This is a genomic window from Kocuria arenosa (assembly GCF_042879215.1).
Taxonomy (GTDB): Bacteria; Actinomycetota; Actinomycetes; order Actinomycetales; family Micrococcaceae; genus Kocuria; species Kocuria arenosa.
Genome location: NZ_JBHZTA010000003.1, coordinates 49,038 through 73,157 on the forward strand (window position 1 = coordinate 49,038; position 24,120 = coordinate 73,157).

The 24,120-nt window shown below is 73.6% G+C and carries 22 protein-coding genes and 1 riboswitch; of the genes, 10 read left to right on the forward strand and 12 right to left on the reverse strand.

The window, feature by feature from the left end:
• Nucleotides 1-32 precede the first annotated feature (32 nt).
• The 3 genes from ACFYE3_RS06235 (at nt 33) to ACFYE3_RS06245 (ending at nt 3,201) form a co-directional block, all read left to right on the forward strand.
• A complete protein-coding gene (locus ACFYE3_RS06235) occupies nt 33-992 on the forward strand; it encodes an AfsR/SARP family transcriptional regulator (protein ID WP_387607099.1) in 960 nt (319 codons plus the stop codon).
• A 209-nt stretch (nt 993-1,201) separates the two neighbouring features.
• Entirely contained in the window at nt 1,202-1,816 is a 615-nt protein-coding gene (locus ACFYE3_RS06240; RefSeq protein ID WP_387607101.1) for a response regulator transcription factor, read from the forward strand.
• Complete coding sequence (locus ACFYE3_RS06245; RefSeq protein ID WP_387607103.1) at nt 1,813-3,201, forward strand: sensor histidine kinase; 1,389 nt, start codon at nt 1,813-1,815, stop codon at nt 3,199-3,201. The genes ACFYE3_RS06240 and ACFYE3_RS06245 overlap by 4 nt, the downstream gene beginning before the upstream one ends.
• Before the next feature lie 45 nt (nt 3,202-3,246).
• Here ACFYE3_RS06245 and ACFYE3_RS06250 read toward each other — a convergent pair whose 3' ends face one another.
• The 6 genes from ACFYE3_RS06250 to ACFYE3_RS06275 all read right to left on the reverse strand — a co-directional run bounded on the left by ACFYE3_RS06250 (nt 3,247) and on the right by ACFYE3_RS06275 (nt 11,811).
• On the reverse strand, nt 3,247-4,296 hold the full coding sequence (locus tag ACFYE3_RS06250; RefSeq protein WP_387607105.1) for an LLM class flavin-dependent oxidoreductase: 1,050 nt from the start codon (nt 4,294-4,296) through the stop codon (nt 3,247-3,249).
• Nucleotides 4,297-4,390: 94 nt separating this feature from the next.
• Nucleotides 4,391-5,077 carry a hypothetical protein gene (locus tag ACFYE3_RS06255; protein ID WP_387607107.1) on the reverse strand — a complete coding sequence of 229 codons (687 nt, stop codon included), beginning with the start codon at nt 5,075-5,077 and terminating at the stop codon, nt 4,391-4,393.
• Nucleotides 5,078-5,208: 131 nt separating this feature from the next.
• Nucleotides 5,209-7,059 carry a gamma-glutamyltransferase gene (gene ggt, locus ACFYE3_RS06260; RefSeq protein WP_387607109.1) on the reverse strand — a complete coding sequence of 617 codons (1,851 nt, stop codon included), beginning with the start codon at nt 7,057-7,059 and terminating at the stop codon, nt 5,209-5,211.
• Nucleotides 7,060-7,104: 45 nt separating this feature from the next.
• Nucleotides 7,105-10,665 (reverse strand): proline dehydrogenase family protein, encoded by a 3,561-nt coding sequence (locus tag ACFYE3_RS06265; protein ID WP_387607110.1) that lies wholly within the window; start codon nt 10,663-10,665, stop codon nt 7,105-7,107.
• A 131-nt stretch (nt 10,666-10,796) separates the two neighbouring features.
• On the reverse strand, nt 10,797-11,270 hold the full coding sequence (locus ACFYE3_RS06270; RefSeq protein ID WP_387607112.1) for a DUF2867 domain-containing protein: 474 nt from the start codon (nt 11,268-11,270) through the stop codon (nt 10,797-10,799).
• A gap of 142 nt (nt 11,271-11,412) precedes the next feature.
• The gene (locus ACFYE3_RS06275; RefSeq protein ID WP_387607113.1) at nt 11,413-11,811 is read right to left on the reverse strand and encodes an NUDIX hydrolase; all 399 of its coding nucleotides are present in this window, start codon (nt 11,809-11,811) and stop codon (nt 11,413-11,415) included.
• Nucleotides 11,812-11,945: 134 nt separating this feature from the next.
• Between ACFYE3_RS06275 and ACFYE3_RS06280 the strand changes: the two genes are divergently transcribed.
• From ACFYE3_RS06280 to ACFYE3_RS06290, 3 genes are all read left to right on the forward strand, one after another.
• The gene (locus ACFYE3_RS06280) at nt 11,946-13,022 is read left to right on the forward strand and encodes a hypothetical protein (protein WP_387607115.1); all 1,077 of its coding nucleotides are present in this window, start codon (nt 11,946-11,948) and stop codon (nt 13,020-13,022) included.
• A gap of 84 nt (nt 13,023-13,106) precedes the next feature.
• Nucleotides 13,107-13,880 (forward strand): hypothetical protein, encoded by a 774-nt coding sequence (locus ACFYE3_RS06285; protein ID WP_387607117.1) that lies wholly within the window; start codon nt 13,107-13,109, stop codon nt 13,878-13,880.
• A gap of 145 nt (nt 13,881-14,025) precedes the next feature.
• On the forward strand, nt 14,026-15,096 hold the full coding sequence (locus ACFYE3_RS06290) for a threonine aldolase family protein (RefSeq protein WP_387607119.1): 1,071 nt from the start codon (nt 14,026-14,028) through the stop codon (nt 15,094-15,096).
• A gap of 121 nt (nt 15,097-15,217) precedes the next feature.
• Here ACFYE3_RS06290 and ACFYE3_RS06295 read toward each other — a convergent pair whose 3' ends face one another.
• Entirely contained in the window at nt 15,218-15,841 is a 624-nt protein-coding gene (locus ACFYE3_RS06295; protein ID WP_387607121.1) for a TetR/AcrR family transcriptional regulator, read from the reverse strand.
• Nucleotides 15,842-15,947: 106 nt separating this feature from the next.
• Between ACFYE3_RS06295 and ACFYE3_RS06300 the strand changes: the two genes are divergently transcribed.
• Nucleotides 15,948-16,220, forward strand: coding sequence for a hypothetical protein (locus tag ACFYE3_RS06300; RefSeq protein ID WP_387607123.1), 273 nt, complete (start codon nt 15,948-15,950; stop codon nt 16,218-16,220).
• A complete protein-coding gene (locus ACFYE3_RS06305) occupies nt 16,217-16,903 on the forward strand; it encodes a DUF899 domain-containing protein (RefSeq protein WP_387607126.1) in 687 nt (228 codons plus the stop codon). The genes ACFYE3_RS06300 and ACFYE3_RS06305 overlap by 4 nt, the downstream gene beginning before the upstream one ends.
• A gap of 49 nt (nt 16,904-16,952) precedes the next feature.
• Here the strand turns inward: ACFYE3_RS06305 and ACFYE3_RS06310 are convergent, their stop codons facing one another.
• The 5 genes from ACFYE3_RS06310 to eat all read right to left on the reverse strand — a co-directional run bounded on the left by ACFYE3_RS06310 (nt 16,953) and on the right by eat (nt 22,824).
• Nucleotides 16,953-17,729 (reverse strand): 3-oxoacyl-ACP reductase, encoded by a 777-nt coding sequence (locus tag ACFYE3_RS06310; RefSeq protein WP_387607127.1) that lies wholly within the window; start codon nt 17,727-17,729, stop codon nt 16,953-16,955.
• 71 nt (nt 17,730-17,800) lie between these two features.
• Nucleotides 17,801-19,159: an aldehyde dehydrogenase family protein gene (locus ACFYE3_RS06315; protein WP_387607129.1), complete on the reverse strand. Its 1,359-nt coding sequence runs from the start codon at nt 19,157-19,159 to the stop codon at nt 17,801-17,803.
• Nucleotides 19,156-19,965 (reverse strand): gamma-glutamyl-gamma-aminobutyrate hydrolase family protein, encoded by an 810-nt coding sequence (locus ACFYE3_RS06320; RefSeq protein WP_387607131.1) that lies wholly within the window; start codon nt 19,963-19,965, stop codon nt 19,156-19,158. The genes ACFYE3_RS06315 and ACFYE3_RS06320 overlap by 4 nt, the downstream gene beginning before the upstream one ends.
• A complete protein-coding gene (locus tag ACFYE3_RS06325; RefSeq protein WP_387607133.1) occupies nt 19,946-21,328 on the reverse strand; it encodes a glutamine synthetase family protein in 1,383 nt (460 codons plus the stop codon). Before ACFYE3_RS06325 ends, ACFYE3_RS06320 begins: the two co-directional genes overlap by 20 nt.
• 65 nt (nt 21,329-21,393) lie before the next feature.
• Nucleotides 21,394-22,824, reverse strand: a complete 1,431-nt coding sequence (gene eat, locus ACFYE3_RS06330) for an ethanolamine permease (RefSeq protein ID WP_387607136.1) — start codon at nt 22,822-22,824, stop codon at nt 21,394-21,396.
• Nucleotides 22,825-22,995: 171 nt separating this feature from the next.
• Between eat and ACFYE3_RS06335 the strand changes: the two genes are divergently transcribed.
• On the forward strand, nt 22,996-23,136 hold the full coding sequence (locus ACFYE3_RS06335) for a hypothetical protein (RefSeq protein WP_387607138.1): 141 nt from the start codon (nt 22,996-22,998) through the stop codon (nt 23,134-23,136).
• A gap of 38 nt (nt 23,137-23,174) precedes the next feature.
• Nucleotides 23,175-23,930, forward strand: a complete 756-nt coding sequence (locus tag ACFYE3_RS06340; protein WP_387607139.1) for a FadR/GntR family transcriptional regulator — start codon at nt 23,175-23,177, stop codon at nt 23,928-23,930.
• Nucleotides 23,931-23,984: 54 nt separating this feature from the next.
• Nucleotides 23,985-24,088, forward strand: a riboswitch (TPP riboswitch).
• Nucleotides 24,089-24,120: the final 32 nt, after the last annotated feature.

Here is a 24,120-nt window from a genome sequence, read left to right on the forward strand (position 1 = left end):
ATAGTGGAGGCACTTCGGGGGGAGTGATCACGATGAATATTTCTACTGTCGACGTTCGAACCGCAGCCGGTGCCAAGGGGGCCAGGCTGTCGGTGCAGGTCATCGGTCCGTTCGTGGTCCGGCGCGGGAGCCGGACCCTGACATCCAAGGAACTGGGGGGCCCCCGGCAGCGGCGGATCCTCGAGATCCTGCTCCTGCAACTGGGGACACCGGTGTCGAAGCAACGACTTGTCGATCTGCTCTGGGGGGCCGACGCACCCGCGGCGGCTTCCGCGAACCTGGAGAGCTACGTCAGCGTTCTGCGCCGGCACCTCCAGCCCGGACAGGGCAAGAACGGTCCGCTGAGGACCACGAACGGCGGCTACGTCATCGACGCCTCCCTGGTGGATCTGGACCTGCCCCACTTCGAGCGGCTGCTGGACACCGCGATGCGCTCCTCCGCCCGCGAGGCGGATCTGCTGCTCCACCGCGCGCTGGGCATGGTCTCGGGTTCCCTGCTGGAGGACGAACAGGACTGCGAGTGGATCGAGTCCCAGCGCAGCGCCTTCGCGGCTCGAGTGACCGAGGCCCGGGTGCTGCTGGCCGAGGCAGACCTCGAACTGGGCCGCTGCGAGGAAGCCGTGGTCCAGGCACGGAAGGTGCTTGCGGCCGACCCGTTGAACGAACGCGCCTGGACCGTGCTCGTGCTCGGGCTCGAGGGAGCTGGGCGCTCGGTCGAGGGCCTGCAGGCCTACGAGCAGTGCCGGCGGACCCTGGTCCACGAGCTGGGATGCGCTCCCTCCGCGTTGCTGCAGGCGTCATACGCCCGGATGCTGCGCGCCACGGCGGCCACCGGCGACGAGCTCGGTCAGGCCCTGACGGCCCTCCTGGTGCTCCACGGCCGGGCCGGCGCCCCGGACTGGATGCCCGGCACCCTCCTGCCGCTCGCCCGGCAGGAGGCGGCCTCGGTGCTCCAGGCCTTCCTGGGCCGCAATCTGAGCACGGCGGCCTAGGGGGTGGAGGCGTGAGAAAATGCAGCCGACAGCGTTTCCGAACAGAATGCCCCCTTGTCAACCCCCGAATAGATGACATCCGCCCGCTTGGTGCCCATGATTTGCAATCGGCATACTACTCCTACGTAATACGGGGTGCAGCGGGAGGCAGGTCGGGGATGTCGGATGGAGCGAACGGGTCGTGCGACACGCGCACCTCGATACTGGTGGTGGACGACCACACCACGTTCGCGGAGCTGCTGACCGGCGCGCTGGGTCAGGAGCCGGACCTGTACAGCGTCGGCGTGGCCGGCGACGTCGAGTCGAGCATCCGCCTGTGCGCGGCGCTGCGGCCCGACGTGGTGGTCATGGACTACCACCTCGCCGGCGGCAACGGCGTGACGGCCTCCGCGCGGATCCTCCGGGACCGGCCGGGGACCCGGATCGTGATGCTGACCGGCGACCCCACACAGCACGTCCTGGAGGCCGCCGCGACCACCGGGATCTGCGCCTTCCTGCCGAAGGACGGCTCGCTCGCGACCCTGCTCGAGACCATCCGCAGCGCCCGCTGCGGGACCATGGCGGTCCACCCCTCGCTGCTCGCGGCCACGGATCCGGCCCGCCGGCCGGCCGCCGGGGTGCCGGCACTCACCCGGCGCGAGCTCCAGGTCCTGCGCCTCATGGCCGAGGGTCACGGCGTGGGCGCGAACGCACGACTGCTGAACATCACGCCGAACACCTGCCGCGGCTACGTGAAGACGATCCTCGTCAAGCTCGGGGCGCACTCCCAGCTGGAGGCGGTCGCCGTCGCTTCGAAGCTGGGGCTGGTGACGAACCGATCGTGAGACGGCTCCTGGCGCGTGCGGACCGCACCGCACCCGAGATCGCCGCCCAGCTCCCCGACTGGCCGGTCGCCCCGCCGCCGGTCGTCGACCGGTCCGAGGTCCGGGTCGCCGTGCTGCGGTTCCTGCTCGCCGGACTGATGGTGGTGCTCGTCGCCGCCGTGCCCGCGACGTGGTGGATCCGGGCCGTGGCCGAGGAGCACGCGGTGGAGCACGTTCTGCGCGTCACGCAGCGGCTGGCCAACTACGCCGTGGCGCCGCTGATCACCGACGACCTGCTGGTGGGTGACGCTGACGCCACGGCCGTGCTGGACACCCGGCTGCGACCCTGGCTCGCCGACGGGACCATCCGCCGGATCAAGATCTGGGACCAGGACGGGACGATCGTCTACTCCGACGAGCACGAGCTCATCGGGCAGAACTACGGTCCGCCCTCGTGGGACGAGGACCTCGTGGCCCGGGGCGAGGGGGTCGCCGCCATCGAGCACCAGCAGGATGCCGAGAACTCCCGCGAGTCCGGCGCCGGGCGGCTGGTCGAGGTCTACGTGGGGTTCGTGGCCGCCGGCGGCGAACAGCTCGTCTTCGAGGCCTACTACGACGACTCGATCGTGCGTGCGGAACAGCACTCCGTGCTCATGGGCATGGCCCCGGCGTTCCTGCTGACCCTGGCGCTGTTCCAGCTGGCGCAGCTCGCCCCGGCGGTGGGTCTCGCCCGCCGGATCCAGGACCACCGGACGGCGCGCGCCCAGCTGCTCCAGCACGCCGTGGACGCCGCCGAGCTGGAACGGGTCCGGGTCGCCCGGGACCTGCACGACGACGTGATCCAGGACCTGGCCGGGCTGTCCTACTCCCTGGAGGCGCAGGAGATGACGGCGGCCGTCCCCGAGCAGCGCAGCGCGCTGGGCCGGTCCCGGACGATCCTGCAGGGCAGCCTGCGCACCCTGCGCGGGATCACCACCGCCCTGTACTCGCCGGACCTGCTGACCCTCGGCCTGCCCAAGGCCCTGGCCCGCCTCGCGGACCCGCTGGCTCAGCGGGGGATCGACACGTCCGTGCAGATCAGCCCCGCGGTGTTCCTCACGCCCGAGCAGGAGGGCATGGTCCTCAAGGTGGCGCGGGAGGCGTTCGCGAACATCTCGAAGCACGCCCACGCGTCCACGGTCAGCCTGCGCCTCGACGTGGAGGCTGGTGCCACGGTCCTGATGATCAGCGACGACGGCACCGGCTTCGACGACTCGCGGGGCTCCCCGGAGGGCCATCTGGGGCTGCGCATCATGCGGGACATCGCCGACGCCGCGGGGGCCGGGCTGGAGGTCCGGTCACAACCGGGCACGGGGACCACGGTGGTCGCCACCCTGCCCCACGATGCGGTCACGAGCCGGTTCTGAGCGACCCGCCCCCGCACGGCACGCCCCGCACAGCACGTGCCGGCGTCACACGGCGGCACCGGCCCGGTCGGCGGTCATGTCCTCGACGTAGCGGCGCACCTCGGTGCCGTACAGCTCGATGCTGCGGCGCATCCGGGCGTGGTCCAGGGTGCCCACCGCGTACTTGAGGTCGAACCGGGAGGCGCCGAGCGCCGCCGAGGACCGGACGATCTTGCGGGCGACCGTCTCCGGGGAGCCCACGAAGTAGGCGCCCTCGGGCCCGCACATCGCGTCGAACTCCGAACGGGTCAGGGGGCCCCAGCCGCGCTCCCTGCCGATCCGGGCGTGCGTGTAGGCCTGGTGCGGGAAGAACTCGTCGCGGGCCTGCTCGTCGGTCTCCGCCACGTAGCCCGGGGAGTGGAAGGCCACCGGCTGTGGCTCCTTGCCGAAGTGCTCGAGGGCCTGGCGGTAGTAGTCGGCGAAGGGCGCGAAGGCCGAAGGGCTGCCGCCGATGATCGCGAAGATGACGGGCAGCCCGTAGTGGGCGGCGCGGACCACCGAGTTGGGCGAGCCGCCCACGGCGATCCACGTGCGCAGCGCGCCGGCCTCGGTCTTGGGGTACACCTCCAGGCCCTGGACGGGCGCGCGCAGCCGGCCCTGCCAGTCGATCCGGCCCTCGGTGCGGAGCCGGTCGAACAGCTGCAGCTTCTCCTCGAACAGCGCCTCGTACTCCTCGAGCGGGTACCCGAACAGGGGGAAGGACTCGGTGAAGGAGCCGCGGCCCAGGATGACGTCGGCGCGGCCGGAGGAGAGGGCGTCCACGGTGGCGAAGCGCTGGTAGACGCGCACCGGGTCGTCGGAGCTGAGCACCGTCACCGCGGAGCCCAGGCGGATCCGCTCCGTGACCGTGGCGATGCCGGCGAGCACCGTCTCGGGCGAGGAGACCGCGAAGTCCTCCCGGTGGTGCTCGCCGATGCCGAAGAAGTCCAGGCCCACCTGGTCGGCCAGCACCGCCTCGGCCACGATGTTGCGGATCACCTGCGCCCCGCTGAGCATCCGCCCGTCCGGCCCGGGGTAGAGGTCGCCGAAGGTGTTGAGGCCGAGCTGGATGGTCATGCGGAGCTCCTCGTCACAAATTTTGTGGATGCATCCATGAAAGTCGTCGCCGTGCGGACTTATTCCGGCAGCGCCGCCGCGCCCCGAGACCGGCTCAGCGGGTGAGCCACTCCCAGGCGGTGTGCTTCTCGGGGCCGGGGACGCCGCTGACGATCCACGCGATGTCGTCGGTGGAGAGCGGGAACGGCGGCTGTCCCTCCTGGTCCGCGGGCTCGAGCTCGTCCACGTGCTCGAGGCTCCACAGCTCGGCGAACACCTGGGTGGGGCCGCGCCGGTCCACCAGCCGCTCACGGACCTCCTCGGCGAGCTCGTCCAGGTGGTCCTGCAGGAAACCGGCGAGCTCCGCCGCGAACCCGTCAGCCCCCGCCTCCGCCGGGTCGACGTCCCACGTCTGCCGCACGACCGCCGGGACCTCGTCGTCGTCCAGGGGGGCACCGTCCCGCCGGGGGTCGGGCGCCTCGGCCGGGGCCGGCTCACCGGCGGCGACGGCCAGGAAGCGCTCCTGGAGGACGAACAGCGCGGCGACGGTCATCAGGTCGCGCACCCGCCGGCCGAGCGCGTCGTCGCCCTCCGGTCCGGCGCCCGCGCCGACGAGGCCCTCCCAGGCGTGGCGCACCCAGGCGCGGACACGATCGGGCTCGCCCGAGCGGATCGACGAGGGGCGGATCGAGGACGGACGCCACCCGGCCGTCGCCGCCCGCCACCGGTCGTCCAGGGCGGGGTCCCCCGGCACGACGGGCTCGGAGGGGCCGGGGCGGTCGGTGGGCGGGTGGCTGAACACGGTGCGGCTCCTGGGTCGGACGAACGGGGCGCGCGGCGCGCGGTCCGGACCCAGCGTAGGACCTGCCCCGGCAGGACCGCGGGCCCCGTCCGTGGCGGACGGGGCCCGCGGGCGTCACCGGCCGAGCGGGGTCACGGCCCGGGATGCACCACCATGGCGGAGCCGCCGTAGCCGCGCTCCGTCTCGGCCGCCGCCTCGAAGCGGTCGTCACCGAGGATCCGGATGGCGGAGGCGTTGCCGATCCACCGGCGCGGGGGCGGGACCAGCTGGTGGCCCAGCCCGCTCAGCTGCCGTCCGACCTCGGAGTCGGCCAAGCCGAGGTCGACCTCCTCCGGCCCGTTGCGGGAGCTCAGCCGGGGCGCGGCCACGGCGTCGACGAGGGCGAGGTCCCGGTCGATGTGCCCGGTGAGGATCTGCGCCACCGTGGTGATGATCGTGGCGCCGCCGGGCGAGCCCACCGACATCCACGGCTCCCCGTCCCGGAGCACGATCGTGGGGCTCATCGACGAGCGGGGCCGCTTGCCCGGGCCGGGCAGGTTCGGGTCCGGCACGCCCTCGGTGACGGGCGCGAAGCTGAAGTCGGTCAGCTCGTTGTTGAGCAGGAACCCGTGCTCCGGGACCGTGATCCCGGAGCCGCCGGTCTGCTCGATGGTGAGGGTGTAGGAGACCACGTTGCCCCACCGGTCGGCCACGTTGAGGTGGGTGGTCGAGACCCCGCCGACGGGCTCGGGCTGACGGGCCTCGGACGTCCCGCACGCGGCGTAGTCCCCGTCGGGCTCGCCGAAGACGATCGGGCGCTCCTGGGCCGCCGCGGGGTCGAAGAGGCAGGCGCGCTCGTCGGCGAACTCCTGGCTCGTGAGCTCCTCCACGGGCACTCCCTCGACGTCGCCGATCCACCGGTTGCGGTCGGCGAAGGCGGTGGCCGTGGCCTCCGAGAAGCGGTGCAGGTACTGGGTCCCGGAGACCTCGGCGAGGCCGATCCCGGTGCGCTCGTCGTAGGCCTCGAGCAGGTTGAGGGTCTCGGCCACCGTGATGCCGCCGGAGCTGGGCAGGCCCATGCCGTAGACGTCCAGGCCGCGGTACTCGGTGGAGACCGGGTCCTTGAGCAGGGCGTCGTAGGACGCCAGGTCCTCGAGCGTCAGCTCTCCGGGGAGCACCTCCACGCCCTCGGCGGTGGTGGGTTCCCGGCTCTCGTCGACGACCGCCGCCCCGATCGGCCCGTCGTAGAAGGCGCCGGTGCCCTCGTGCCGGATCGTGCGGTAGGTGCGGGCGAGGTCGGGGTTGCGGAACACGGTGCCCACCGCGGGCGCCTCGCCGTCGCGCAGGAAGACCTCGGCCGTCTCGGGGAACTTCCCGAAGCGCTCGGCGTTCTGGGCCGTCTGCTCCCGGAAGTTCTCGTCCACCACGAAGCCGCGGGCGGCGATCCGCTCCGCGGGCCGCAGCAGCCGGTGCAGGCCCATCGTGCCGAACTCCTCGGCCGCGGTCTCCCACGTGGCCAGGGTGCCGGGCACGCCCACGGACGCCCCGGAGCTGACCACGGTGGCGAAGTCGAGGGGCTCGCCAGTCTCGTCCAGGAACTCGTCCTCGGTGTAGGTCGCGGGGGCGGTCTCGCGCCCGTCGATCGTGCGGACCTCACCGGTCTCCGCGCTGTAGTGGACGAAGAACCCGCCGCCGCCGATGCCCGCGGAGTACGGCTCGGTGACGCCCAGGGCGGCAGCAGCGGCCACGGCGGCGTCCGCGGCGTTGCCGCCCCGCTCCAGCACGTCGATGCCGACCTGGCTCGCGAGGGGGTCCACGGAGGAGACCGCGCCGCCGCCCCCGGTCATGGCGGGGACCTTGGGCAGCTCGGCGGTGACGGGCGAGCCCCGGCCCCCGTGCGGCCGGTCGTCGTGGGCGACGGCCGCGGAGCCGCCGAGAACGGTGCCGGAGACGCCGAGCGCTCCGGCCAGACCCAGTGCGAGGTACCTCAGGGATGCGCGCATGGGCTCAGCCTGGCACCGGGGCCGCGCCCCCACCAGGGCCGACTCCTACATTTCGGCTACCGGCGCCGGCGTGCCCAGGCCCGGCGACGACGCGATCAGCCGGTGCACCACCATCTCGGCGTCCGTCGAGGGGTTGCCGAAACGGTGCATCGTGACGGACACGGCCTGCTCCGCGAGGAACGGGAGCATCTCCACGCGCGAGGCGCCGACCACCGGGCCGGCGAGCAGCGCGACCTCGGGCCGCTCCGCGAGCGCCCCGGCGAGGCCGGGCGCGGTGCCCACCACCCGGATCCGTCCGGCCCCGCTCGGGTCGGACCAGTCCGCGGCGACCCGGGCGAACGCCTCGTCGCCGCAGGGGTCCAGCACGGAGCGGAACAGTCCCTGCACCTCCGCGGGCATCTCCTCGGCGGGGGCGAGGACCGCGCGGGCGCCGGAGCGCACCGCGGCGAGCCCCACCCGGATCACGTCCGTGAGCGGGGCGTCCTCGGCGGCGCGCACGACGACGTCGCGCGGGCGGTAGCGGAACAGGTTGGCCTCGGACTGGAGGCCGGTGGGGTCGTGGGCGCGGCCGAACTCCCGCTCCCACCACGCCTGGTCCTGCTCGGCGCAGGCCGTCAGCCAGGCGGCGTCCGGCTCGGGCACGAGGGGACGGAGCTCGGCGAGGTGGTGGGCGACGGACTCGGAGGGCTCCACGCCGGTCTCCTCGGAGGAGTCCCCCTCGGACGGGGCTTCCTCGAACGGGGCCTTCTCGAACGGGGCCTTCTGCCACGATCCGAGCTGGACCAGGTAGTTCGGGCCGCCGGCCTTGGCGCCCAGGCCCACCGAGGACCGCTTCCAGCCGCCGAAGGGCTGGCGCTGGACGATCGCCCCGGTGATGCCGCGGTTGACGTAGAGGTTGCCGGCCGCGACGAGTTCCAGCCACGTGCTGACCTCGTCGGGGTCCAGGGAGTGCAGCCCGGCGGTCAGCCCGTACTCGACCGCGTTCTGCAGCTCGATCGCCTCCTGCAGGTCCGCGGCCTCCATCAGCCCCAGGACGGGGCCGAAGCACTCGGTGCGGTGGAAGAAGGAGCCCGGGGCCACCCCCGTCCTGATCCCGGGCCGCCACAGCCGCCCGGTGTCGTCGAGCTGCCGCGGCTCGAGCAGCCACTGCTCCCCCGGGTCGAGGCGGGTCAGGGCCCGGTGCAGCTTCTCGCCGGGCTCGGAGATCACCGGGCCCACCGAGGCCTGCAGGTTCTGCGGCCAGTCCACGACCATCGAGGACGCGGCGTCGAGCAGCTGCCGGCGGAACCGCCCGGATCCCGCCACGCTGCCCACGAGGATGCCGAGGGAGGCCGCCGAGCACTTCTGCCCGGCGTGGCCGAACGCGCTGGTCACGAGGTCCCACACGGCCCGGTCCCGGTCCGCGCTGGGGGTGATGACCAGGGCGTTCTTGCCCGAGGTCTCCGCGGTCATCGGCCGGCCCGCCCGCCAGGACTGGAAGAGCCGGGCCGTCTCGTAGGCGCCGGTGAGGACGATGCGGTCCACCCCGGGGTGGGAGACGAGCGCCTGCCCCACCTCCCCCTCGACGGAGTCGACGAGCTGGAGCACGTCCCGCGGCACGCCGGCCTCCCACAGGGCCTCGACCACGGCGGTCGAGCAGCGCCGGACCTCCGGGGCGGGCTTGTGCAGCACGGCGGCGCCGGCGGCCAGGGCCGCGACCGTCGAGCCGGTGGGGATCGCCAGCGGGAAGTTCCACGGCGGGGTGACCAGCACGAGCCGGTCCGGGACGAACCGGGCGCCGTCCACCGTCTCGAGCTCGAGGGCGCGGCGGGCGTACCAGCGGCAGAAGTCGATCGCCTCCGAGACCTCCGGGTCCGTCTGGCCCAGGGTCTTGCCCGCCTCCGCGCCGGCCACGGCCAGCAGGTGCCCCCGGCGGGCGGCCAGGACGTCGGCCGCCCGGTTGAGGATCTCCGCGCGCTCGCGGGCGCCGCGGGCGTGCCACCCCTCGGCGGCGTCCCGCCCCGTGCGCACGAGCCGCTCGACGTCCTCCGCGTCGACGGGATCGGGCACGGGCAGGGCCTCGTACCACTGCCGGTCCGTGATCCGGGCCGCGATCCGGTCCGCCCACGCCTGGTTCGCGGGCACGGAGACGTCGGTGTCCGGCTCGTTGCGGAAGGGCTCCTCCAGCGGCAGGTGCGCGGACCCGGCGTCGGGCGCGGTGCGGTCCTGGACCCGGGCGGGGGCCGGGGCGGCGTCGGCCCGCGGGTCCAGCGCCTCGAGAGCGGCGCGGAAGCGCTGCTCCTCCCGCGCGAAGACGTCGTTGTCCGGGGCCAGCTCGAAGATCCCCGACATGAAGTTCTCGTGCGAGGCGTTCTCCTCGAGCCGGCGCACGAGGTAGGACACGGCCACGTCGAACTCGGCGGGGCGCACGGCGGGCACGTAGAGCAGCAGCTGCCCGACGTCGGCGCTCACGGCCCGCGCCTGCTCTACCGCCATGCCCTGGAGCATCTCGAACTCGATCCGATCCGTCACGCCGCGGCGCTCGGCGAGCAGGTGGGCGAAGGCGATGTCGAAGAGGTTGTGCCCGGCCACCCCCAGCCGCAGCCCCGTCATCCGCCCGGGCACGAACAGCCAGTCGAGGACCCGCTTGTAGTTGGTGTCGGTCTCCTGCTTGCTGCTCCACGTGGCCAGGGGCCAGCCGTGCAGCTCGGCGTCCACGCGCTCCATGGGGAGGTTCGCGCCCTTCACGAGCCGCACCTTGATCCCCGCGCCGCCGGCCTCGACCCGCGCGGCGGACCACACCGAGAGGCGCCGGACCACCGCGAGCGCGTCCGGCAGATAGGCCTGCACCACGATCCCCGCCTCGAGGCCCCGCAGCTCCGGGTGCTCCAGGACGCGGGTGAACACCTCGGTGGTCAGGTGCAGGTCGGAGTAGACCTCCATGTCGAGGTTGATGAACTTGCTCCCGGCCGGGGCCTCGGCGGCGGCGCGGTAGACGGGCAGCAGCCGCTCGACGACCTTCGCCACTGTCCCCTCGAAGCCCCAGTGGGACAGCTGCGGGACCACGGAGGAGACCTTGACGGACACGTAGTCGACGTCGTCCCGGTCCAGCAGCGCCGCGGCGTCGGCGAGGTGCTTGTCCGCCTCCTCCGCCCCGAGCACCTCCTCGCCCAGCAGGTTGATGTTGAGGCGGTGGCCCTGGGCCGTCAGCCGCTTCACGGCCTGCCCGAACGGCTTGGGGCGGGCGTCGACGATCATGTGGCCCACGAGCTGGCGGAGCCTGGTCCGGGCGGCGGGGACGACCACCTGGGGCGCCGAGGCGGAGAGGGCGGCCCCGAGCCGGATCTGGGCGCGGTCCGCCGCGGGCATGGTGCGGGGCACGATCTCGGCGAGCGCGTGCAGGGCCCGCCCGGCGGCCCGCACGTCCTCGGTGCGCACCACCCGGTCCACGAAGCCGACGGTGAACTCGAGCCCGTGAGGGTCCTGCAGGACGGTGGCGAGCCGGTCGGCGGCGCCGCCGCGGTGCCGGCGGCCCTCGGCGGCGCGCACGAGCCACTCGCGGACCAGGGCGACGGCCTCGTCGGCCAGGGCGCGGGAATCGGGGACGGACGGGGCGTCGGCGGTCATGGCGGCACTCTCCTGGAGGCTCCGCCCGGCAGCGGTGCCGAGGCACTCCCTCGGCCGCCGGCCGCGTCCACCGGGCGTCACGGTGGCCGGTGAGTCCACGCTACGGCGGGAGCGGCCGGGGCGGAAGAGCCCTATCCGCCCGCCTGCCGCAGGATGTCCGTGGCGAGCCGGCCGAGGACGGCCTTGTGCGGGGCGAGCATGGCGTACCAGTAGGCGCGGCCGGCCGCGCCCGCCGGGCGGAACACCGTGGTCTGGCGGTAGACGGTCGTGCCGCCCGGCCCCGGTTCCAGGCAGATGTCCAGCCAGGCGTCCCCCGGCATCCGCACGACGGACCGCAGCCTGAGCCGCCGCGGCGGCTCGAGGGCCTCGACCGTCCACCAGTCCAGGCGTTCCCCGGCCGCCAGGTGGTCCGGGTCCTCGCGGTGGCGCAGCTGCCCGGGCGGGAGGCCCAGGCGGTTGGCCGTGGCGCGGGCGGCCCAGATGCGGTCGGTGCTGTACCAGCCGCGCTCACCGCCGATGCCCTCGACGACCGCCCACACCGCGTGCTGGTCCGCCGTGGTCGTGCGCTCCACGGTGTCGACGTAGAAACCCCGCGTCTGTGCCATGCCCCTATCCAAGCACGCGCTCCGGGCCCGGACGGGAATCCGGGCGTGGAGGGTCCCCGGCGGTCCGGCGCGGGCCCAGCAGGGCGCAAGGCGATCCCGCCTGGACGGACTCGAGGATCCGGCCCGGACGGTTCCGGGGAACTCAGGCCGGGTGGATCCCGAACCGTACGAGGTGCTCCAGCAGGCCGTCGGTGGTCTCGAGCCCCGGCAGCTCCTCCGGGGTCACCCAGCGCACGGCGTCGGCGTCGTCGCCGGGGCGCAGCGTTCCGCCGAGGAACGTGGCCGCGACGTCGTGCACCTCGTACTCGAGGTCCGGACCAGCGGGAACGCGCACCACCCCCAGCTCGCGCTCCGCGCGCACCCGGGCCCCGGTCTCCTCGAAGGCCTCCCGGACGGCGGCCTCGGCCACGGTCTCGCCGGGCTCCACCCGGCCGCCCGGCACACTCCAACGCCCGCGCTGGGGCTCCGCGCCCCGGCGGATCAGCAGCAGCCGGCCGTCCTCCCGGACGACCACCGCCGCGGCGGCCCGGACGATGCGCATGCCCCGACCCTACCGGTGGCGGAACCCTCCCCCTTTCCAGACCAATTCATTGAAATGCGCTCCCTGCGGTCCTACCCTGGGGACACCCCCCCCCATGGGGCCGGACTCGTCAGGACGAACGAGGAGGTGCCACCGTGACGTCGTCGATGCGGCGCTCTCGTGCCGCCGCCGTGCGCCTGGCGCTCCTCTCCGGCCTGGCCACCCTCGGATGGCTCCTGCTCGGGGCGTCCGGCGCGCACGCCGCGGAAGGTTCCGCGGGCGAGCTCGGCAGCCACTTCGGCGGCACGGTCCGCGACGTCCTGCCGGCAGAGCCCCTCGCCGTGGCGCCGCCCCCCGCACCAGCTCCACCGGTCGGGCTCCGCAGCGGTCCGGTCGTCGAGGAGGTCGTCGGCACGGTCCGCGGCCTCCCTGCAACGGGCGGGGAACTGGCCGCACCCGTGGCCGACGCCGCGGACGGCGCTGTCGCCTCGGTGCCCGTGGCCGGCGGCACCGTGGTGCCAGGAACCGTGGGCACCGCCACCCGGGAGAGCACCGGACCGGTCGAGGACCTCACCGTCACGGTGGGCGCGGCCGCGCGGCCCGTCACGGGGACCGTGGACGAGCCGCTGGACCGGGTGTCCGTCGTCGGCCATGACCCGGTCGCCGTTGCGGGCCTTCCGCCCCTCGGGCACACGCCGGTGGGCGCACCTGCCCTGCCCGCCACGCGGACGGCTCCGCTCGACACCGTGTTGCCGCCCGAGGCGCCTGGGACACCGGCCCGGTCGGACCCCGCCCCGTCGCGGGACGCCCCGCCGGAGGCCCGGGTCGTGAACGCCACCGCATCCGCAGAGCGCGGTCCGGCCGCGAGCGCCGAGCGCCAGCTGGGAGGGACCGTCACGCCGACTGCGGTGCCCACCAGCGGCACGGGCGCCTCCTCCTCCGCCGCCCTTCTCCGTTCGGCGGCTCGTCCGGAGACCGGCACCGGTGCCGCACCTCGCACCGGTGCTCCGGGGGTCGCTCCGGGCGGCACGGGCTCCTCGTCGTCGGGCACGGGCAGCGCCGGATCGCCGTTCGGCGACGCCGGGTCCGGCGCCTGGCCCGGCGTGCCGAGGGAGGCCGCCGTCCTCGACCTCACGGCTCGGCCGGCGGGCGGCCCGACCGTACTGCTTCGCGCTGCCGTGGAGGAGCTGCCGACGTCCCCGGCGTCCGACCCCGGTTCCACCCCTGATTGATGAGGTCTGTCCTGCCCGCCACGGGCAGGCGCAGTCCTTCCCGGTCGCCCTGCGGCCATCCCTCATCGCTCCAGGAGAACAGTCATGCACCAGGAAATTCGTCGCGGCCTGTACGGCCTCGTGTTCGCCGCCGGTCTGGCGGCCCTCGGCTCGTCGGAGGCATCGGCGGCCGAGACCTCGGGCCAGGCCGGCCTCGCCGGCGGCAACCAGATCACCCCCGTGATCACCGCCCCGGTCACCGTCCAGGGCAACCCCATCACCCTCATCGGCAACCCCACCACCAGCACCGGCAACGGCCAGGACCCGTCCGGGACCCCGGCCGGCGTTCCGGCCGGGGGCGGCAGCACGGGCGGGACCCACGGGATCGCCCCGGTCGGCGGAGAATCCGCCTCCGCCGGACTCGTCGGCGGGCCCACTCCTCCGACGGCCTCGGGGGCGGACGGCGCCCGGAGCGATGACCGGACCCCGTCCGCGGCCACTGCGTCGACCGCCCCCGCGGACCACGCCGGCGCTGTCGGGGCGATGGCGGCGGGCGGTGACGTCCGGGGGTCCGCCGCGGGAACCGGCGGGGCGCACGACTGTCGGACGCCCGGGGCACCCGCTGACGGTGCCGCGACCGGGTTCGCCGACGACTCCTCCGCCACCGGTACCGATCCGACCGACTCCGCGCCCCTGGCCGAGCTCGCCACCGGAGGCGGGATGCAGACGTGCAGCCCGGTGGTTGCCGGCGCCGCGACTCCTGCGGCCGCCACCACGGCGGCCGGGATCCCGGCGCCCGCCCTGGGGGCAGCGCTGCTGGCCCTGGTCGGCGGTGCGGCGGTCCACCGGTGGGACCGGATCCGCAAACTGCGGCGATAGCCGGACGCCGCGTCGCCCCGGGGTGGAGTCCTGTACAGCTCGCCCCGGGGCGCCGCGGCCGCCGTGGCCCAGGCGAGGCGCACGGGGGCGCGAGTAGAGTGCGAGTGCCGCCCAGCACACCGTCGTCCCACCGGAAGGGCCCTCCGTGACCGACTCCGTCCTGTCCCGCCTGCACGACCCCGCCCGGAAGGGCTTCGCCAGCGACAACCACGCCGGCGTCCACCCCGAGGTGCTCCAGGCCCTCGCGACCGCCAACGGCGGCCACGTGGGCGCCTACGGCGCGGATCCCTACACCGAGACGCTCCAGGACGTGGTCCGCCGGCACTTCGGGGAGCAGGCGGAGTGCTACCCCCTGTTCAACGGCACCGGGGCGAACGTCGTCGCGCTCGCGGCGATGACCGACCGCTGGGACGCCGCGATCTGCACGGCCACGGCCCACGCGCACGTGGACGAGTGCGGGGCCCCCGAGAAGGTCGCGGGCGTGAAGATGCTGGCCGTGCCCACGCCGGACGGAAAGCTGACCCCCGAGCTGATCGACCGGGAGGCGCACGGCTTCGGCTTCGAGCACCACGCCCAGCCGCGCGTCGTCACCGTCACCCAGTCCACCGAGCTCGGCACGGTCTACACGCCCGAGGAGCTGCGCGCGGTCTGCGAGCACGCGCACGGCCTGGGCCTGACGGTCCACCTGGACGGCGCCCGGCTCGCCAACGCCGCCGCGGCCCTGGAGGTCCCGCTGCGGGCCCTGACCACCGACGCGGGCGTGGACGTGGTCTCGTGGGGCGGGACGAAGAACGGACTGATGGGCGCGGAGGCCGTCGTGGTGCTCGCCCCGGACGCCGTGCGCCAGCCCCGGTTCGTGCGCAAGCTCTCGACCCAGCTGGCCTCGAAGATGCGCTTCGTGTCCGCGCAGCTGCTGGCCCTGCACACGGGGGACCTCTGGCTCGAGGCGGCCCGCCGGGCCAACGCGATGGCTCGGCGGCTGGCGGCCGGGATCGCGGAGGTCCCCGGCGCCCGGGTGACGCAGACCCCCGAGGCCAACGCGGTCTTCGCGGTGCTCCCGGCCGGCACCACGGCCCGGTTGCAGGAGCGCTGGCCCTTCTACGTGTGGGACCCGGCCGTCGGCGAGGTCCGCCTGATGTGCTCGTGGGACACCACCGAGGAGGACGTGGACGGGTTCGTGGCCGCGCTGCGGGAGGACATGGCCGCCGCCCACTGATCCCGGACGGCAACGGATGCCCGGCTGACCACGTCACGGCGTGGTCGGCCAGGCCCCCTCTGGTCACTCGGCGGCGGGGTCATACCGGGGTGGTGCAGGCCCCGGGGAACCGGTCGACGGCTCAGACGATCCCGGAGATGATGTCGTCCACGACGCGCTCCGCCCACCCGTCGATCCGGTCCGGGCTCTGCTCGCGCAGAGGGCCGTGGACGACGAGCTCGGCGAAGCCGTGCACGGTGCTCCAGCAGGCCCACTCCGCGCCCTCCCGTCGCCCAGGAGAGAGCTCGCCTGCCTCGACCATGCCGTCGAGGGCCTCCACGAGCAGCGCGAACGGAGGCGGCCGGCGGCAGGGGGAGTCGTCGAGCACGCCTTCGGGCGCTCCACGGGGTCCGAAGAAGGCCGTCTCGAACCACCCGGGCTCGGTCACGGCGAAGGCGATGTAGCCGAGCCCCACCCCGCGGAGCCGGAGCCGTGCCCGGTCCCGGGGGTCGACGTCCCGCGGGGCAGCCATCCGCGCGCGCATCTGCTCGGCCATCCTGTCCTGGATCTCCTGCGCCACCGCGGCCAGGAGCGCCTGCCGATCGGCGAAGTGCCGGTACGCGGCGTTCGGCGAGACCCCCACCTGCCGCGTGACCTCACGCAGCCCCAGAGCCGTCGCCCCCCGCACCCGCGTCGCGGCGAGACCGGCGTCGACCAGGGCCCTGCGCAGATCGCCGTGGTGATAGGAATCCCGGGTCCGTGGCACCCTTGACCCTCCTCCCGATCGGTGTGTACGGTGTACACACTCTACTTGTTCACGGTGTCCACTTGAAGACGGCGCACCGGCTGAGCACGGACGGAGGAGACCCGGCATGCGGGCTCTGGTCATCACCCAGAACAGCACCCTCGACGGCTCGGTCGAGATGCTCGACGACTGGTTCGATCTCTCGGGGGATCCGGATCATTTGGCCCTGACCCGTCGCCAGGGTCAGGACACCGATGCCTGCCTGCGCGGCCGACGGCTGTTCCCCGACGGTCAGGTCATTCCCCAGCTCCGGCTGCTCGACGCGCGATCGTTCGGCTCCGGCGTCACCTACACCGCGTACCAGCCGGCCCGAGGCCGGACACAGGAGGACACGTCATGACCAGTGCAGGACGGCCCCGCGTCGTCGATCAGGACACCTGGCAGCGTGAGCTCGACGCGCTGCGCGTCCGGGAGAAGGCCGCCACCCGCGAGCTGGACGCCATCGCGGCGCAGCGCCGCCGGCTGCCCATGGTCGAGCTGCCGGACTACACGCTGGAGGGCGAGGACGGGCCGGTGCGGCTCGTCGACGTCTTCGCCGGCAGGCGGCAGCTCATCACCTACCACCACATGTGGTTCCCCGGCGAGACCTGGCAGTGCGGCGGCTGCACGAGCTTCACCTCGCAGTTCACCCGCCTGGACTTCCTCGACAACTACGACGCCCGGTTCGTGGTCGTCACCCAGGGCCCGATCGACGAGGCCCTCGCCTACCGCCGCCGTGTCGGCAACCGCATGACCTGGTACTCGACCGCCGGCAGCCCGTTCGGCGCCGACGTCGGAGCGCCTCCGGGAGGCGGCTTCGCCCTGAACGTGTTCTTCCGGGACGGCGACACCGTGTACCGCACCTGGCACAGCAGCGGGCGCGGCGTCGAACAGGTCAGCCACACCTTCCCGCTCATCGATCTGCTGCCCTGGGGACGCCAGGAGGAGTGGCAGGACTCCCCCGGCGGCTGGCCGCAGTCGCCCACCTACAGCGGGTGGCTCGGGTCCGAGGACGTCGCCGCCCTCTACGGCCCAGAGTCGTGAGGTGCCCGGGCGGCCACGTCACGGCGTGGCCGCCCGGGCTCCGGCAGGATCACGCCGGGGTGACGTAGGCCCCGGAGATCCCCCCGTCCACCAGGAACGTGGCGGCGTTGACGAACGAGGCGTCGTCGCTGGCCAGGAACGCGACCGCCGCGGCGATCTCCTCCGGCTCCGCGAACCGCCCGGCGGGCACGTGCACGAGCCGGCGCTGGGCCTGCTCCGGGTCCGCGGCGAACAGGTCCTGGAGCAGGGGGGTGTTGACCGGACCGGGGCACAGCGCGTTGACCCGGATCCCCTCCCGGGCGAACTGCACGCCCAGCTCCCGGCTCATCGACAGCACCCCGCCCTTGGAGGCGCTGTAGGAGATCTGGGAGGTCGCCGCCCCCATGACGGCCACGAAGGACGCGGTGTTGACGATCGAGCCCTTCCCCTGCTCGCGCATGTACGGGATGGCGTGCTTGCAGCAGTGGAAGACGCTGGTGAGGTTGACCTCCTGCACCCGCCGCCACGCGTCGAGGCCGGTGTCCAGGATCGAGCCGTCGTCGGTGGGGTTGATCCCGGCGTTGTTGAAGGCGATGTCCACCGATCCGTAGGCCTCGAACGTCGCCGCGTAGAGCGCGATCACGTCCGCCTCGTCCGCCACGTCGGTGCGCACGAACAGCCCCCCGACCTCCTCGGCGGCCTCCTCCCCGGCCGTGGGGTTCAGGTCCGCGACGACGACGTGCGCGCCTTCGGCGGCGAGGCGGCGGGCCGCGGCGAGGCCGATGCCGCTGGCCCCTCCCGTGATGACGGCGCTGCGGCCGACCAGGCGGCGGGCGTTGACCTCCATGGGTTCTCCTTCGGTGGTGGGGGTTTCCCCGGGACGGGACGAGGGTGGTGCAGGGGCGCCGGCCGGTGGCGTCAGTCGGTGGCGAGGAACACGTTCTTGGTCTCGGTGAACGCCTGCGGGGCGTCGGGGCCGAGCTCCCGGCCGAAGCCGGACTGCTTGAAGCCGCCGAACGGCGTCCAGTAGCGCACCGAGGCGTGCGAGTTGACGGAGAGGTTCCCGGCCTCGACGGCGCGGGACACCCGCAGTGCCCGCCCGACGTCCCGGGTCCAGATCGACCCGGAGAGCCCGTACTCGGTGTCGTTGGCGATCCGGACGGCGTCCGCCTCGTCCTCGAAGGGCACCACGGCGAGCACGGGGCCGAAGATCTCCTCCCGGAACACCCGGGAGTCCGGGGACGGGGTGAGCACCGTCGGCGGGAACCACCAGCCGGGGCCCTCGGGGGCGGTGCCGCGGAAGGCGACCGGGGCGTCGTCGTCGAGGAAGCCGGCCACGGAGTCCCGGTGCGCGGCGGAGACCAGGGGTCCCATCCGCGTGCCCTCGTCCCACGGGTCCCCGCAGGCGAAGTCCCGCACGGCGGGCTCGAGCAGCTCCAGGAACTTCTCCAGCACGGAGCGCTGGACGAGCACCCGCGACCGGGCGCAGCAGTCCTGGCCCGCGTTGTCGAGAGCCCCGGCGGGGGCGGACGCGGCGGCCCGCTCGAGGTCCGCGTCCGCGAAGACGATGTTGGAGTTCTTCCCCCCCAGCTCGAGGGTCACGCGCTTGACCTGCTCCGCGCACCCGGCCATGATCCGCCGGCCCACCGCGGTGGAGCCGGTGAACACGACCTTGCGGACGGCGGGGTGGGTCACGAAGCGCTCCCCCACCACCGAGCCCTTGCCCGGCAGCACCGTGAGCACGTCCTCGGGCAGCCCCGCCTCCAGCGCGAGCTCCCCGAGCCGGATCGCGGTCAGCGGGGTGAGCTCGGCCGGTTTGAGCACCACCGTGTTGCCGGCGGCGAGCGCCGGGGCGAGGCCCCACGCGGCGATCGGCATGGGGAAGTTCCAGGGCACGATCACGCCCACCACGCCCAGCGGCTCGTGGAAGGTGAGGTTGACCCCGCCCGGGACCGGGATCTGCTGCCCCGAGAGCCGCTCGGGCGCCCCGGAGTAGTAGGTCAGCACGTCCCGGACGTTGCCTGCCTCCCAGCGGGCGTTGCCGATGGTGTGCCCCGCGTTGCGGACCTCCAGGCGGGCGAGGTGCTCGAGGTCGGCGTCCACCGCGTCGGCGAAGCGGCGCAGCAGCCGGGCGCGGTCCGCGGGGGCGACGGTCCGCCAGGTCTCGAAGGCCCGCCGGGCGCGCTCGATCGCCGCGTCCGTCTGCTCCAGGGACGTCAGCTCGACGGTGCCGACGACCTCCTCCGTGGCGGGGTCGATGATCTGCGTGGTGGTCATGGGATGCGGGTGTCCTCTCGCTGTAGAGCGTGGTCTGCCCGGCCGGTCTCCCCGGGCCGGTCCCGCCGGGCGCGGGCGTAGCCGTGCGCCACGCGGACGAAGCCCTCGAAGAGGCGGGGGTCCTTCCGGTTCTCCTCCGGGTGGAACTGCACGCCGAGCGTCCAGCCGCCCTCCGTGGTCTCGACGGCCTCGACCGTCCCGTCCACGGCGCGGGCGGTCACCACCAGCCCCTCGGCCACCGTCTCCAGGGCCTGGTGGTGGTAGCACGGGGACCACGCCGTCTCGCCCAGCAGCTCGCGGCAGCGGCTGCCCGGCTCGGTGGCGAACTCGACCTCCCCGTACCGGCCCGGCCCGGGCTGGTAGCGCGCGGCGTTCTCGTTGACGTCCGGCAGGTGTTGGATCAGCGTGCCGCCGAGCGCCACGTTGAGGATCTGGGCGCCGCGGCAGATCGCGAACAGGGGCACCCCGCGCTCCAGCGCCGCCCGGGTCAGGGCGAGGTCGTGCTCGTCCCGGGAGGGCTGGGACGCGGTGAGTTCGTGCCGTTCGGCGCCGTAGAAGCGCGGGTCCACGTCCACGCCGCCGATGACGACCAGCCCGTCCACGAGCTCCAGCACCCCCGGGTCCGTGCCCACCGGGGGGAGCAGCAGGGGCGTGCCCCCGGCCGCGGCGACCGCCTCCACGTAGGCGCCCGGGACGATCGCCGCCACGGAGCTCCAGACCCCCCAGGACCCCTCCTGGTAGTAGGTGGTCAGGGCGATCCGCGGCCGGTACCCGGTGCCGCCCGGCTCAGAGTCGCTCGAAGCCACGGCGCAGCTCCCAGTCGGTGACGGCCGCCTCGAAGGCCGCCAGCTCCACGTCGGCGTAGTGCACGTAGTGCTCGACGACGTCCTCGCCGAACAGCTCCCGCGCGAGCTCGGAGCCGGCCAGCAGGTCCCGGGCCTCGCGCATGGTCGAGGGCACCACGGGGGCGTCGGACTCGTAGGCGTTGCCCTCGGTCATCGGCTCCAGCTCGAGCTCCTGCTCGATGCCGTGCAGCCCGGAGGCCAGCATCGCGGCCAGCGCCAGGTACGGGTTCACGTCGCCGCCGGGGAGCCGGTTCTCCATCCGGGCGGACTGGCCGCTGCCCACGAGCCGCACGGCGCACGACCGGTTGTCCACGCCCCAGGCCACCGAGGTGGGGGCGAAGCTGCCCTCGACGAAGCGCTTGTACGAGTTGATGGTGGGGGCGTAGAACAGCGTGAACTCGCGCATGGTGCGCAGCACCCCGGCGATGAAGTGCTCGTAGGTGCGGGACCGGGCGTCCCGGTCGCGGTCCCAGAAGACCAGTTCGCCGTCGGGCCCGCGCAGGGACATGTGGATGTGGCAGGAGCTGCCCTCGCGCTCGTTGGGCTTGGCCATGAAGGTGATGGACTTCCCCTGCTGGTGGGCGATCTGCTTCGAGGCCAGCTTGTAGACCACGTGGTTGTCCGCGGTGACCATGCCCTCGTCGTAGCGGAACGCGATCTCGTGCTGGCCCAGGTTGCACTCGCCCTTCGCGGACTCCACGGTCAGTCCGGCCGCGTACATGGCGTTGCGGATCTCCCGCAGCAGCGGCTCGACCCGCTGGGAGCCCAGCACGGAGTAGTCCACGTTGTACTGGTTGGCCGGGACCAGGTTCCGGTAGTCGGCGTTCCAGGCGTCCTCGTAGCTGGTGTTGTACACGCAGAACTCCAGTTCGGTGCCGGTGACCATGGTGAAGCCCATGTCCCGGGCGCGGTCGAGCTGGCGGCGCAGCATGGACCGCGGCGACATCGGGATGGGCTGCCCGCCGTGGCCGGTGAGGTCGCACTGGATCATGACCTGGCCGGGGTTGTGCGGCATCAGCCGGATCGTGTCCAGGTCCATGTCGAACTCCATGTCCCCGTAGCCCGAGGACCAGCTGCTGATCGAGTACCCGCCCACGGTGTTCATCTCCGTGTCCACGGCCAGCAGGTAGTTGCAGCCCTCGGCGCCCTCGTCGAGCACCGAGTCCAGGAAGAACTGCGCGTGGTTGAGCTTGCCCTGGAGCCGGCCCTGCATGTCGGTGAAGGCCAGGACCACGGTGTCCACGAGCCCGTCGGCGACGTGCTGCCGCAGCTGCTCGACGGTGAGCATCCGGTCGTTGCGCGGGTGCTGGGGAGTCTCGGTCATGGGTCCGGTCCTTCGTCGCTGGGATCGCTGGGATTGTTGAGGTGGGTGGCGGTCGGGGCGGGGAGTCAGTGCAGGTCCGCCTCGGCGGAGCGGATCTGCGCGAACTCCTCCTCGGGGGCGTGGCCCACGAGGCGGTGCCGGCTGTAGAACCAGTAGTAGGCGAGGAACACCACGAACACGAGGGCGGTGATGGACGCGGCGAGCACGTCGACCAGGAACGTGGCGACCACGGCCACGAGCGCCAGCACCAGGGCGATGCCGGTGGTGACCACGCCGCCCGGGGTGCGGTAGCCGCGCGGCAGGTCCGGCTCGCGCAGCCGGAGCACGATGTGGGAGAGGTTCAGCAGCACGTAGGAGACGGTGGCGCCGAAGACCGCGATGTTGATGAGCAGTCCGCCGTCGCCGGTCACGGCCGCGAGCACGAAGCCGATGGTGCCCGGCACGATGAGCGCCACCCACGGAGTCCTGCGCTTGCCCGTCAGCGAGAGGAAGCGGGGCAGGTATCCGGCCCGGGAGAGGGCGAACAGCTGCCGGGAGTAGGCGAACATGATGGAGAAGAAGCTCGCGACCAGCCCGGCCAGACCCGCGTAGTTCACGATGGTCGCCATCACGCTGTCGGCCCCCGCCGCGGTGCGGATGGCCTCCGGCAGCGGGTTGTCCGAGGTGCTCATCGCCTCCGACCCGGCCGCCCCGGGCACCAGCACCAGCATGAGCGCGCCGGAGACCAGCAGAAAGACCATGGCCACGATGATCCCGCGCGGCATGTCCCGGCGGGGATCGGCGGTCTCCTCCGCCGCCAGGGGCACGCCCTCGATCGCCAGGAAGAACCAGATGCCGTAGACCAGGGCCGCCATCGCCCCGGCGTAGCCCATGGGCAGGAACGCGCTCGCCCCCACGGCGTCGTTCGGGACGATGTCGAAGAGGTTGGCGGCGTCGAAGTGCGGCACGAGCGCGACGACGGTCACCCCCAGCGCGAGGACCGCGACCACGGTGATCCCGAACATCAGCTTGAGCGCCTCACCCACCCCGTACATGTGGATGCCCATGAACACCAGGTAGGTCACGAGGTACACGGGCCAGGAGTTGGTGATGCCGAACAGGCCCAGCGCCTCGATGTAGCCGCCGATGAACGTGGCGATCGCCGCCGGTGCCACGGCGTACTCGATGAGCACGGCCATCCCGGTGGCGAAGCCCCCGAGCGGGCCGAGGGCACGGCGGGCGAACCCGTAGCCGGCGCCCGCCGTGGGGAGGGTGGAGGAGAGCTCGGCGAGGCCGAAGACCATGCAGGTGTACATCAGGCCCATGAGCACGAAGGCGATGAGCAGCCCGCCCCACCCGCCCTCGGAGAGCCCGATGTTCCAGCCGGAGAAGTCCCCGGAGATGACGTAGGCGATGCCCAGGCCCGCGAGCAGGACCCAGCCGGCGGCGCCGGACCGGAGCTGGCGGTGCTGGAAGTACTCGTCGGTGCGGGCGGGCTGTGCTGGGGATTCGGGCATGGGACGATCCCTCCGGGATTCCACAAAGGTCTGAAAACAGACGTTTGGCGCGAGTGGTCACAGTTTGTGGGGTGCCCCGCGCCCCGTCAAGACCCCGCGGCGGGAAGCCGGGCAGGGCACGGGACCGCGTCGCGGTGTCGCCGGTCGCGCGGATGCCGCAGAATGGTGGGCATGAACCAGACCAGCACATCGACTCCCGACCGCTCCGGCTCCGCCCGTTCCTGGGCCCTCATCGCCATCACGGCGGGCTTCCTCGTCTCCGCCGCCCTGATCATCGCGGTGGGCGTGGTCGCCATGGACCTCACCCACTAGGACCTCGGCCGGGCGTCCCGGCCGGGAGGAGCGCCACCGTGAGCGATCCCGTCCAGCACCCCCGCATCCGGCCCGTGCGCCAAGGCAACGCCTTCGAGGAGGCCGTGGAGCGGATCCTCGACTCGATCCGGCTCGGCCTGTTCCGCAGGGGCGAGCGGCTCCCGCCCGAGCGGGAGACCGCGGCGATGCTCGGGATCTCCCGCGCCACGCTGCGGGAGGCCCTGCACGAGCTCCAGTCCGCCGGGGTCCTGGACGTGGTGCGCGGCCGGTACGGCGGGACCTTCGTGACCGGTCGCACCGCCCTGCCGGACGAGGCCCACCCCCCGGTGGATCCCGCTGACGTCGAGGACGTGCTCGTGTTTCGCGCCGTCGTCGAGCCCGCCGCGGCGGAGCTGGCCGCGGCGGCGGCCCTCAGTGCGGCCGCCCGGGAGCACCTGCTCGCGTGCCTCCGGCAGGTCGAGGAGAGCTCACCGGAGGACTACCGCCCCGCCGACGCGCGCTTCCACATCGCCGTGGCCGAGCTGAGCGGGTGCCCCAGCCTGGTCCGCGCCGTCGCGGAGGTGCGGTCACGGGCCAGCGACCTGCTGGACCGGATCCCCGTGCTGGCGGTCAACCTCGAGCACTCCGACCGCCAGCACCGCGAACTCACCGACGCCGTCCTGGCGGGCGATGCCCCCGCCGCCCGCGCCGCCTCCCTCGCGCACCTGGAGGGCACGGCCGCGCTGCTGCGCGGCTTCCTCGGCCACGGGGAACAGTCCGACGACGCCCCCGGGGACGACCGCGGCCCGGTGTGACCCGCCGCCGTGCGAAGAACGGGCCGGCCTGTGGGACCGGTGCTTATACTCGTCCGCAGTGACACGGGGTGCCGGCGCCGCACGACGAGCCGGCTGAGATGACACCCGTCGAACCTGATCCAGTTAGGACTGGCGAAGGGATGTCCTGTCGGGACCGGCCGTGACCGGCCCGCGTCTCCTCGCCCTGACC